An 11,158-nucleotide genomic window follows, 5' to 3' on the forward strand; every position below is an offset into this window, starting at 1 on the left:
GATAAACCGGCGTGAAAACATCATATCGCGTCCTGCCTCTCTCTGGCAGTCGTTTTCGTGGAAAATCGTCAGGCGGCGGCGTCTTTCTTCGCCTTCTTCTCGCCACGTAATTCGCGGCGCAGGATTTTCCCCACGTTAGATTTTGGCAAATCGTCGCAGAATTCGATCTCTTTCGGCACTTTGTAGCCCGTAAGATTACGGCGACAGTGGGTAGTGAGTTCCTCTTTCGTTAACGACTGATCGCGTCTGACGACAAAAGCTTTGACTGCCTCGCCGGAGACCTCATTGTCCACTCCGACCACCGCCGATTCGGATACTTTGGGATGACGGCTGATCACATCTTCAATTTCCGTCGGATAGACGTTAAAGCCGGAAACCAGAATCATGTCTTTCTTACGGTCGATGACCCGCAGGAATCCTTCATCATCAGACGTGACAATGTCACCCGTTGCCAGCCAACCGTCTTTTAACACCTCATCCGTCGCAGCAGGCTGCTGCCAGTACCCTAACATCACCTGCGGCCCGCGTACCCACAGCTCGCCGGATTCCCCCGGCCCGGCGTCGTTGCCGTCATCGTCAATGATTTTGACGTCCGTTGATGACACCGGTAGCCCAATACTGCCGCTGTAATGTTTGAGATCGTAGGGGTTTACGGCCACCAGAGGTGAACTTTCCGTTAGTCCATATCCCTCAAGCAGATGTTTACCCGTTAGTTTTTCCCAACGTTCTGCCACCGCTTGCTGCACCGATGCCCCACCGCCCACCGCTAAACGCAGCGTTGAGAAATCCAGCTCGTGGAATTCTTTGTTGTTAAGCAGCGCGTTAAATAACGTATTGACGCCGGTGATAGCCGTGAACGGGTATTGTTTCAGTTCCTTCACAACCGCCGGGATATCGCGGGGGTTAGTGATGAGCAGATTCTTACCACCCAGTTCAAGGAACAAAAGGCCGTTCACCGTGAGCGCGAAAATATGATAGAGCGGCAACGCCGTGATCACCAACTCATTCCCTTCTTGCAGAATAGCGCCGTATGCCCCTTTACACTGTTCGAGATTCGCCAGCATATTGCGGTGCGTGAGCATGGCACCTTTAGCGACGCCCGTGGTGCCGCCGGTATATTGCAGAAATGCCAGATCGGTATTGATGATGTCGGGACGAATATACTGCTGACGCCGTCCTTCCTGCAAAACACGACGGAACGATATCGCATCCGGCAGATGGTATTTAGGCACCAGTCGCTTAATATACTTCACCACGAAGTTGACCAGCGTCCCTTTCGCCGTGGAGAGCTGATCTCCCATACGGGTCAGGATTACGTGCTTCACCGCCGTGTTATGAACGACTTTTTCCAGCGTATGCGCAAAGTTAGACACGATAACAATCGTGCTGGCGCCGCTGTCTTTTAGCTGATGTTCCAGTTCACGCGGTGTATACAATGGGTTAACGTTGACGACCACCAAACCCGCGCGCAACACGCCAAACAGTGCAACGGGATATTGCAGTAGGTTGGGCATCATCAACGCGACACGATCGCCCTTTTGCAATTTAAGCTGGTTTTGCAAATAGGCCGCAAACGCCCGACTCCGCTCTTCCAGCTTACGAAACGTCATCACTTCACCCATGTTGACGAATGCAGGTCTGTCGGCATAACGCTTCACGCTACTTTCGAACATCTCAATCAACGACGAATAGCGATCCGGATCGATTTCCGCCGGCACATCCGCCGGATAGCGTGATAACCAAATTTTTTCCAAGACGTCACTCCCGAGATATTTTTTTAGTGGCATCGTCGTCGCCCTCAGAGGCTTATTGTTATTAACATTATTTTAACTCAGCCTACCAGTTAGCTAACAAACAATGTTAAGGTTGCGAGATCGATCACTAATTTATTCTTTATTCAAAAAAAATCAGGCAACCTCCGTCGCCTGATCTCAATAGTCCTGCTGAGTAGATTCTTATTCTGTCACGACATTCTCAATCCGTGCCGGACCAGACCACCCGCCGTCAAATCCCCATCCGGGCCCCCAGCCGTAGCCGTAACCCGCACGCCATCCCCATGGGCCATAGCCGCCGGGTGGTACCATCAGGCGCTGCACGACATTCCAGCGTTTGTAGCCTTGCGCGTCGATCACGACATAGCGATAGGGTTTATCCCCGATAGCGCCCTGTTCGGTGCCGACAATCGGCCCGACAACGGTGACCAGTTGGTCTTTAAAATCGACAGGTTCCAGAAAGCGATTCACATAGGCGATAAAGCGCCCTTCTGACGGCATATCCAGCAGCGGTTTCGCGCCGCTATCCAGCGGCATGCTGGCAATTTCCAACCGCGTTTTATTCGCTTCATTGCGGATGCTGACCACCCGTCCGCCAAAGCGTGATTCCTGACCGACATAAATCTGCGGCGCATTCATCACACGCACCAGATCGTCCTGCGGCGTTGGCGACGTGCCTTTAATCGCATCCGGCACCGTGACACAGCCTGACAGCAGCAGCGCTGTAGCCGCCACTATACCGAGGCGTGCTTTTTTCTGATTCAGATACAGACTTTTCATTTGCATACTTTTTATCTGTACACGCATGGCACAACCCCCTCTACCAGACATCTGATAGTTAGACTGCTCAGCATTGAATAAGTTGCTGTTTATGACGGGCATACTTCACGCCGAATGTGCATTCTGTTATTCGCGGCCGGGCAGCTTTTTCCAGGTCACTTCATTGCGCAGATAGCGCGGCTGTGCATTCTCGACGCTGACCGCTTTGCCTGCCTGCCATAGCTGACAGGCCAGCGGCAACATGTCCTGCGCCTGCGGCAGCAGCACGTCACCCTTTGCTAACACCAGAGAAGCATGGCTGACCAGTTCAGGATAGGTTTCCCACCCGGTGCCTACCGTAGCCCATTCGCCAGACAGATCGGCAGTTAACGCCTGCACCTGTTCAGGTTTCAAGACGGCTTCCTCAGATTCACCCTGCCAGCCGCCGTCAGCATCACGCTGATAGCAACCCCAGTAGACTTCTCCCATCCGCGCATCAATGGCCGCCAGCACTCGCGTGGCCTGCGTCTGGCGGAAAGCACCCTGTGCCATGGTCGCCAGAGACGAGATGCCCAGCAGCGGTAAATCCGCTCCCAGCGCCAGACCTTGAGCAATACCAATGCCAATTCGCACGCCGGTAAAACTTCCCGGCCCCTGACCAAAGGCCAGCGCATCGAGATCTTTGAGCGTCAGGCCGCTGTCGGCCAACACCTGCTGAACCATCGGCAGAATACGTTGTGTGTGTTCACGGGGACAAATTTCGAACAGAGAATGAATTTCACCTTCATTCCAGAGTGCGACGGAACAGGCTTCCGTTGCGGTATCAAGCGCTAGAATTCGCGTAGACATGCCAACCTCAGGCAGGATAAATAAATCTTAACAACCCGTATCATAGCATAAGCCCCTGTCGTGCCGCAGCCCTTCCGCCATCGGTCAGACCCATGTGGCAATCACCAGTTGGGAATTATGTGTTACGCGTCAGGAAATTAATCGCCTGTCCGATATCGCGAGTACGCGGCGTCGGCGGCAGGCTGTTAAGGAATACGGCACCATACGGACGCATCACCAGTCGATTATCGCAAATCACAATCACACCGCGATCTTCAACATCACGGATGAGGCGACCCACGCCTTGCTTCAGGGTAATCACCGCATCAGGAACCTGCACATCGTCGAAAGGCTCACCACCGCGCAGGCGGCAGTCTTCAATACGCGCCTTCAGCAGCGGATCGTCCGGTGAGGTAAACGGCAGTTTATCGATAATGACGCAGGAGAGCGTATCGCCACGCACATCCACCCCTTCCCAGAAGCTGCTGGTCGCCACCAGCAAGGCATTACCTGCCGCCACAAACTGCGACAGCAATTGCGCCTTGCCAGTTTCACCCTGTAACAGCACTGGTAGCGTCAACGTGGCGCGGAATTCAGCCGCCAAATCACGCATCATCTGATGTGAGGTACACAGCATAAAGCAGCGCCCCTGATTCGCCTCAATCAACGGCCGCAGCATTGCTGCTAGCCTTTTCGCCGCACCGGGACGATTGGTTTCCGGTAAATGACGGGGGACGCAGAGCAGCGCCTGATTGGCATAATCAAACGGGCTGGGTAACAGGAGCGTATTCGCGTTATCCAGCCCCAGCCTATCGGTGAAGTGGAAAAGTTGATCGTTGACAGACAAGGTCGCCGAGGTAAACACCCAGGCCGCAGGCTTCTCTTTTATCAGTTCACGAAAGCGATCGGAGACAGACAGCGGCGTCAACGCCAACACGAAATGACGTGAATTACACTCGTACCAGTAGCTGTAACCTGGTAACTGCACGTCTTTCAACCGTTTCAGGCGGTTGCGGTAGAGCGTGGCGCGCTCAAAAGCGGCATCCAGCAGCGCTGAACGCCCGAGTGACAGTTTCGCGACGTCGTAACACAGCTCCAGCGCATCATCCAGAAGCACCAGCGCACGCTGAAGCGACGGCTGTTCGAGCACATCACGCAGATTACCGCGAAACCCCGGATCGCCCAGCGCCAGCCGAAAATCCTGCGTACTTTGCGTCAGGCGATCGGCACTTTTTTGCAGTTGAGAGGCATCGCGCACTTCGGTGCGGTAAGCAATGATGATGTCTTTCGCCAGATCCAGCAGTTGCCGACTGGAAAGCTGCTGGCCGAAATATTGGCTGGCGATATCGGGAATCTGGTGGGCTTCATCGAAAATGACGACGTCGCTTTCTGGGATCAGCTCCGCAAAACCGCTCTCCTTCACCACCATATCGGCCAGATAGAGATGATGGTTAACCACCACGATATCGGCATCCATCGCCTTGCGCCGCGCTTTCACCACGAAGCACTCTTTATAGTGCGGACAGTCGCTGCCCAGACAGTTATCGTTGGTGCTGGTCACTAACGGCCAGATCGCGCTGTCTTCCGCGACGCCTGAACAGGTCGTGACATCGCCTTCCGTCGTTTCCGATGACCAGCCGCGCAGCCGAACCAGTTCGCTCAGCGTTTCACCGGGTAAATCACCGCCCCCCAGCGATTGCTGTTCGAGCCGTTCCAGACAGAGGTAATTCGAGCGACCTTTCAGCAGCGCTAATTTGCCTTTGTACTTCAGCGCCTGCGCAATCGTCGGTAAATCGCGGCTATAGAGCTGATCCTGTAGCGCTTTCGAGCCGGTTGAAATGATGACTTTTTTATCTGAACGCAGGGCGGGCGCAAGGTAGGCATAGGTTTTACCGGTTCCGGTTCCCGCTTCCACCACTAGCGCTGTTTTATCGTCGATGGCCCGCATGACGGCCTGCGCCATCTGCCGCTGTGGTTCACGCGGTTTGAAGCCGGTGATCGCTTTGGCCAGCACGCCGTCATTAGCAAAATCATCAATTACACGATCGTTCGTCACGCCTGCTCTCTTGTTCAAGGGAATGCTGTATCTGTAAGCCGCTAACCGTTTCAGGTCGTGGCAAAATATCGCGCTGATTATGCCAAGAGTCACCCGACGCTACCACCTTAAATCAGGAAAGCGTGCCGCAACCTGCTGTGTTAGGCTTGGCGGCTGGTATTGATTGATGTCACTATTTTAACTATCCCCACAATTTTTAATTATCACCACAATGGAGAAACCCCACCTCATGGCGATCACACGAATTAATCCTGAAGCCCGCTGGTCAGACGCCGTCATCCACAACAACACGCTCTATTACACCAGCGTGCCGGAAAATCTGGATGATGACGCACAGGCGCAAACGGAAAACGCGCTGGCCGCGTTAGATGCGATCCTGCAACAGGCGGGAACGGATAAAAGCAAACTGTTGGACGTGACAATTTTTCTCGTCGATACGGATGATTTTGCCGCGATGAACGCCGCGTGGGACTCCTGGGTCGTGGCGGGCAGCGCACCGGTACGCTGCACCGTGCAGGCTAAGCTGATGCACCCAAAATTCAAAGTCGAAATCAAAGCGATTGCGGCAATATAAGCTATCGTCTTAGATAATCTGAAGAGGAAGAAAGGTGGTTACTGTTCTTACTGCTCTTCCTCTTCTTCACCATCGTCAAAATGGTGTTCTTCGTCGCTGTCATTACTGTCATTAAATGCGTCATCATCTTCGTCAAACATCACCGCGACGTTGCCACCCTGATGATTCTGACGGATCTCCGCGGCAACCTGTGCTATCGCCTGGCCGCTGCTCATACCCTCAGACATGAGTTCCTGAATACGCTCAACGGCCTCTTGCTGCTGCTTATGCGTCAGCGCGGGCATACCTGCAATCATGATAATTTCCTAGTTGGTAAATTCGCACGTATCATCGCATGCCCGCTTCGGCATACACCAGCATTTCTGCTTTGTGGTACGCTGTGGGCAGGAAAATCGACGCGCTATCAACATAGCCATACTGTAGACACAACACGAAGAACATGACTGCCGCCAATACGACTCACGTAACCGACACCAGCGATTCGACTAACGCGACGGGCTCTGCCGCTCTCTATCACTCGCTGCCTTACTATCCGACCGTGCTACTCGATCGCTTTGCGCCCTTTTCCCAACAGCCGTGGGCGATGTTGCTGCATTCCGGGTTTGCCGATCATCCGCATAATCGCTTCGATATTATGGTTGCTGATCCGCGAGCCACACTTTGCACGCGCGGAGGCAAAACGGAAATCATGCGTGACGGTGTAACGAGTATCGTGGACGGCGATCCCTTTGCTATACTGCAAGAGCAGCTTGATTCACTCGCGTTGACCACGGAAACACACCCTGACTTCCCTTTTCAGGGAGGCGCACTTGGCCTGTTCGGCTACGATCTAGGACGACAGATTGAAACACTGCCCGCACAGGCCGAGCAAGATATCGATTTGCCGGATATAGCGGTGGGTCTCTACGACTGGGCACTGGTTGCCGATCACCATCGGCAGACGTTAACGCTGATCGTACATCATTCCCTTCAGGCACGGCTCGACTGGCTCGCCAATCCGCCCGTTGATACTCCGAAAACCGATTTCAGCCTCACCAGCAATTGGCAGCCGAATATGTCACGCGAGGCATACGGCGAAAAATTCCGCAAAATACAGGACTACCTTCTGGCAGGGGATTGTTATCAGGTCAATCTGGCGCAGCGCTTTTCTGCGGCTTACGATGGTGATGAATGGCAGGCATTTTTACGACTGTCAGCAGGCAATAAGGCGCCCTTTTCCGCCTTCCTCCGTCTGCCGGAAAATACCGTCATCAGCGTATCGCCGGAACGTTTTCTCTGGCTGGAAAATCACCGAATTCAAACCCGCCCGATTAAAGGCACTCTGCCGCGTCTCGCAGACCCGGAGGCTGATAAACAACAGGCGGTGCGGCTCGCTAATTCAGAGAAAGATCGCTCAGAAAACCTGATGATTGTCGATCTTCTGCGTAACGACATCGGTCGCGTCGCGGTGCCGGGCAGCGTCCGCGTACCGGAGCTGTTCGTCGTCGAACCTTTCCCCGCGGTGCACCATCTGGTCAGCACCATTGAAGCACTGCTACCGGAAGATTGCCCTGCAACCACGCTATTACGCGCTTGTTTCCCCGGAGGTTCGATTACCGGCGCGCCCAAAATCCGCGCGATGCAGATTATTGAAGAACTGGAACCTCAGCGCCGCAATGCCTACTGCGGCAGCGTCGGCTACATCAGCCTGTGCGGCACCATGGATACTAATATCACCATCAGGACGTTACTCACCGAACGTGGCAGAATTTACTGCTGGGCGGGCGGCGGCATCGTCGCCGACAGTCAGGAACAGGCTGAATATCAGGAAACGTTTGATAAAGTGGGTCGCATCCTTCCCCTGCTGGATGGATCCCAGACAATTCAGGTACCGAATAAATGAGTGAGATCGCCTTGCCGCCAACGGCTTTTGCGCTGAACGACTTTATTACGCGCTTTCAGTTACAGCTTCCGCCATCGCTGCGGCCTGTGCACCAGCAGCGTCAGGCTGCGGTTCTGGTGCCGATTATTTGTCACCCTACGCCCACGCTGTTATTGACCCGACGTTCTGCCGAACTGCGTAAGCATGCTGGACAAGTGGCGTTCCCCGGCGGGGCGGCGGATAAAGAAGATCGTTCCATCATCGAAACAGCGCTGCGTGAAGCGCAAGAAGAAGTGGCTATCCCACCGGAAAACGTCCAGGTGCTGGGCATATTACCGCCGCTGGACAGCGTCAGTGGATTTCAGGTCACACCGGTTGTCGGGCTGATCGCCCCACAGACTCGCTTTCATCCCAATGAAGACGAAGTCGCTGAACTGTTTGAAATGCCGCTGGACGAGGCCTTCGCGTTGACACGCTATTACCCACTGGATATTGAGCGCAAGCAGCAGCGTCATCGGGTTTATCTTTCCTGGTATCAGCAGCAGTTTGTCTGGGGGCTAACCGCCGCCATCATCCACCAGCTCGCCTTACAGATTTCCGACAGGCCCTAAGCTCAATGCCGCGTTCAGCGGCTTTTGGCTCACCACTTCTTTTCCCTCGCTAAATATCCTTATTTAAAAAGCGGCCTTTGCGATCAAAAAGCACTCAGTTATAGAATTTACAATGACTTAACTCACATTTAGGATAAGTTAAATTATGTGATGACATAAGTTTATTTCATGCGAAAAAGAAAGCCACACAACATATTCCACACTACAATAGCGCGATTTGACGAGTTTTATTCTAATCTTTGGGTATATATCCACTAAAATTCAGGTCATGTCTCGCTGGAACCGAAATCATCAGATAATTCGCAGCATAACTATCTGATTATGATGAAGGAACCGGATGCAGGCGATCGGATAATAAAGAGTGGGTACGACCCTGAGTCTTTGAGGAGTTTCGCGTGATAAGCGTTTTCGACATGTTTAAGATCGGTATTGGCCCCTCTAGCTCTCATACGGTTGGACCGATGAAAGCCGGTAAGCAATTTGTCGATGAATTGATCACCCAGGATCGACTGACCGCCACCACGCGCATTGCCGTCGATGTGTATGGCTCGCTGTCTCTGACGGGTAAAGGCCACCATACGGATATCGCTATCATTATGGGACTGGCGGGCAACATGCCGGATACCGTTGATATTGATGCCATTCCCGGTTTCATCCGCGATGTTGAGCAACGCGAACGCCTGCTACTGGCTAACGGGCAGCACGAGGTAGATTTCCCACGCGAAGGTGGCATGGTTTTCCGCAGTGAAAATCTGCCGCTGCACGAAAACGGCATGACTATCACCGCCTTTGCCGGCAATAAAGAAATTTATAGCAAAACCTATTACTCCATCGGCGGTGGCTTCATCGTCGATGCAGAGAATTTTGGCAAAGACAGCGCCACGGATGTATCCGTTCCCTATACGTTCAATTCCGCCAAAGAGATGCTGGATCACTGCAAACAAAGTGGCCTGTCGCTTTCTGGGATGGTAATGCGTAACGAGCTGGCGCTGCATAGCCGTCAGGAAATTGACGCTTACTTTGCCGATATCTGGCAGACGATGCGTGCCTGTATCGATCGCGGCATGAACACCGAAGGTGTTTTACCCGGCCCGTTGCGCGTGCCACGTCGTGCCTCTGCGCTGCGCCGTATGCTGGTGTCTTCCGATAAGCTGTCCAATGACCCGATGAACGTGGTGGATTGGGTCAATATGTTCGCGCTGGCGGTGAATGAAGAGAACGCAGCAGGTGGCCGTGTGGTTACCGCGCCAACGAACGGCGCATGCGGTATCGTCCCTGCGGTCCTCGCTTATTACGACCACTTCATCGAGCCGGTTAGCCCGACCATTTATATTCGTTACTTCCTCGCGGCAGGCGCGGTAGGCATTCTGTACAAAATGAACGCCTCTATCTCCGGTGCTGAAGTAGGCTGTCAGGGCGAAGTGGGCGTCGCCTGCTCCATGGCCGCCGCTGGACTGGCAGAGCTGATGGGTGCGAGCCCGGAACAGGTTTGCGTCGCCGCCGAGATCGGCATGGAACACAATCTGGGCTTAACCTGCGATCCGGTCGCTGGCCAAGTACAGGTTCCGTGCATCGAACGTAACGCGATTGCTTCCGTTAAGGCGATTAATGCCGCCCGCATGGCAACCCGCCGCACCAGCGAAGCACGCGTCTCGCTGGATAAGGTGATTGAAACCATGTACGAAACGGGTAAAGACATGAACGCTAAATACCGCGAAACCTCACGGGGCGGACTGGCGATTAAAGTGCAGTGTGATTAATTCATTTTCATCACATACGGGTTTGTAGCCCGTAAACAAAAAAGCACCGAACGTTCATACCTTCGGTGCTTTCTTTTTGAGACATGACTACCTGAATATCATAGCAAAGGCATTTTTATGCTAACGAGACACAGATAACGCATACAAACGCGTTCTTAAGTTATCAAAGGTGTCATTCTCTGCTTGCAGCATTTGCCCATTTTTATATAAAACAAGATCATTCAACGATCCCATACCGCCATACAAGTTGAGTATCCTATAAATCGCATCCAGCCAGTCATCATCAATGTAAGCACGCAATCGCAACAGCATACCCGACCAGTCATTCATATCGCAGTCAGTTAATAAACGCGCCATTTCATTCAGTATGTCTTTTATTTCAATCGATCTTGTCATTACAAAGACTCTTCAGAAACACCTAAATTCCAGTTAGTCAGTCCCGCTGCTAAACTCGACTATAAGTAGCTGAAAAAATTGCTTTTAACATCTAACAGCCCGTTATCGTCACTATTGAGCGTGGCGCGAAAAATAATATTTATTTTTTCATAATAATATCATGAATCCGCACTCTATCTTTTTCATCAAATACAATTTCCAGTTGATGAAGTTCATCTCCATCCCAATCAATAACAGCATCCCTAAGTATTTCAAGATAGATCTTCAACTCAAAATCAGGAATGTTAGGCAATGAATCATGTTCGATAACTATTTTAGTGTAGCTAATCCATTCAAAATCACGAAGACAATCATATAACGAATTCCAATTGAAGCCGAAATATCCAGGAAACCATAACAAATAATACATTGATTTTAAAAGTTCATCTGCACTTGAAATCAATGGATCAAGCCTTACAAAAAAAACCTCTCCAGTGTCATATGACACTGAAGGGGACTTGAATTTAAAAAATGACTCTACATTATTATCAGCCATCATCGC

Annotated in this window: 11 protein-coding genes; 4 read left to right on the forward strand and 7 right to left on the reverse strand. The window is 52.3% G+C overall.

The features are described from left to right. Positions 1–68: 68 nt before the first annotated feature. The 4 genes from fadD to yoaA all read right to left on the reverse strand — a co-directional run bounded on the left by fadD (position 69) and on the right by yoaA (position 5,415). Entirely contained in the window at positions 69–1,754 is a 1,686-nt protein-coding gene (gene fadD / locus MYB54_RS11865) for a long-chain-fatty-acid--CoA ligase FadD (RefSeq protein WP_014915302.1), read from the reverse strand. A gap of 201 nt (positions 1,755–1,955) precedes the next feature. After that, on the reverse strand, positions 1,956–2,579 hold the full coding sequence (locus MYB54_RS11870) for a Slp family lipoprotein (RefSeq protein WP_010275504.1): 624 nt from the start codon (positions 2,577–2,579) through the stop codon (positions 1,956–1,958). A gap of 99 nt (positions 2,580–2,678) precedes the next feature. Then, entirely contained in the window at positions 2,679–3,380 is a 702-nt protein-coding gene (gene tsaB, locus MYB54_RS11875; RefSeq protein ID WP_205604886.1) for a tRNA (adenosine(37)-N6)-threonylcarbamoyltransferase complex dimerization subunit type 1 TsaB, read from the reverse strand. A gap of 115 nt (positions 3,381–3,495) precedes the next feature. Next, positions 3,496–5,415 (reverse strand): DNA repair helicase YoaA, encoded by a 1,920-nt coding sequence (yoaA, locus tag MYB54_RS11880; RefSeq protein WP_039496115.1) that lies wholly within the window; start codon positions 5,413–5,415, stop codon positions 3,496–3,498. Between the two features lie 229 nt (positions 5,416–5,644). On the opposite strand from yoaA, the gene MYB54_RS11885 reads away from it, so the two are divergent. Then, complete coding sequence (locus MYB54_RS11885) at positions 5,645–5,989, forward strand: RidA family protein (RefSeq protein WP_248720808.1); 345 nt, start codon at positions 5,645–5,647, stop codon at positions 5,987–5,989. Positions 5,990–6,036: 47 nt separating this feature from the next. On the opposite strand, the gene MYB54_RS11890 is transcribed toward MYB54_RS11885, so the two are convergent. Continuing rightward, a complete protein-coding gene (locus MYB54_RS11890) occupies positions 6,037–6,285 on the reverse strand; it encodes a YoaH family protein (RefSeq protein WP_039275178.1) in 249 nt (82 codons plus the stop codon). Positions 6,286–6,428: 143 nt separating this feature from the next. Here MYB54_RS11890 and pabB point away from each other — a divergent pair, with 143 nt between their 5' ends. The 3 genes from pabB (at position 6,429) to sdaA (ending at position 10,221) form a co-directional block, all read left to right on the forward strand. Beyond that, positions 6,429–7,871: an aminodeoxychorismate synthase component 1 gene (gene pabB / locus MYB54_RS11895; RefSeq protein WP_248720809.1), complete on the forward strand. Its 1,443-nt coding sequence runs from the start codon at positions 6,429–6,431 to the stop codon at positions 7,869–7,871. Then, positions 7,868–8,461: a CoA pyrophosphatase gene (locus MYB54_RS11900; protein ID WP_205567059.1), complete on the forward strand. Its 594-nt coding sequence runs from the start codon at positions 7,868–7,870 to the stop codon at positions 8,459–8,461. The genes pabB and MYB54_RS11900 overlap by 4 nt, the downstream gene beginning before the upstream one ends. 395 nt (positions 8,462–8,856) lie before the next feature. Continuing rightward, the gene (sdaA, locus tag MYB54_RS11905; RefSeq protein WP_039496103.1) at positions 8,857–10,221 is read left to right on the forward strand and encodes an L-serine ammonia-lyase; all 1,365 of its coding nucleotides are present in this window, start codon (positions 8,857–8,859) and stop codon (positions 10,219–10,221) included. A 120-nt stretch (positions 10,222–10,341) separates the two neighbouring features. Here the strand turns inward: sdaA and MYB54_RS11910 are convergent, their stop codons facing one another. Next, positions 10,342–10,617 (reverse strand): DUF6966 domain-containing protein, encoded by a 276-nt coding sequence (locus MYB54_RS11910; RefSeq protein ID WP_014915293.1) that lies wholly within the window; start codon positions 10,615–10,617, stop codon positions 10,342–10,344. A gap of 139 nt (positions 10,618–10,756) precedes the next feature. Then, positions 10,757–11,155: a barstar family protein gene (locus MYB54_RS11915; protein ID WP_014915292.1), complete on the reverse strand. Its 399-nt coding sequence runs from the start codon at positions 11,153–11,155 to the stop codon at positions 10,757–10,759. Positions 11,156–11,158: the final 3 nt, after the last annotated feature.

Origin of the sequence: Pectobacterium nicotianae (genome assembly GCF_023272715.1) — a bacterium.
Classification (GTDB): domain Bacteria; phylum Pseudomonadota; class Gammaproteobacteria; order Enterobacterales; family Enterobacteriaceae; genus Pectobacterium; species Pectobacterium brasiliense.

Bases quoted from the DNA above. Each gene is read 5' to 3' on its own strand.
- MYB54_RS11870 (WP_010275504.1), bottom strand. From the start codon at position 2,579: ATGCGTGTACAGATAAAAAGTATGCAAATGAAAAGTCTGTATCTGAAT.
- tsaB (WP_205604886.1), bottom strand. From the start codon at position 3,380: ATGTCTACGCGAATTCTAGCGCTTGATACCGCAACGGAAGCCTGTTCC.
- MYB54_RS11885 (WP_248720808.1), top strand. From the start codon at position 5,645: ATGGCGATCACACGAATTAATCCTGAAGCCCGCTGGTCAGACGCCGTC.
- MYB54_RS11890 (WP_039275178.1), bottom strand. From the start codon at position 6,285: ATGATTGCAGGTATGCCCGCGCTGACGCATAAGCAGCAGCAAGAGGCC.
- pabB (WP_248720809.1), top strand. From the start codon at position 6,429: ATGACTGCCGCCAATACGACTCACGTAACCGACACCAGCGATTCGACT.
- MYB54_RS11900 (WP_205567059.1), top strand. From the start codon at position 7,868: ATGAGTGAGATCGCCTTGCCGCCAACGGCTTTTGCGCTGAACGACTTT.
- MYB54_RS11910 (WP_014915293.1), bottom strand. From the start codon at position 10,617: ATGACAAGATCGATTGAAATAAAAGACATACTGAATGAAATGGCGCGT.
- MYB54_RS11915 (WP_014915292.1), bottom strand. From the start codon at position 11,155: ATGATGGCTGATAATAATGTAGAGTCATTTTTTAAATTCAAGTCCCCT.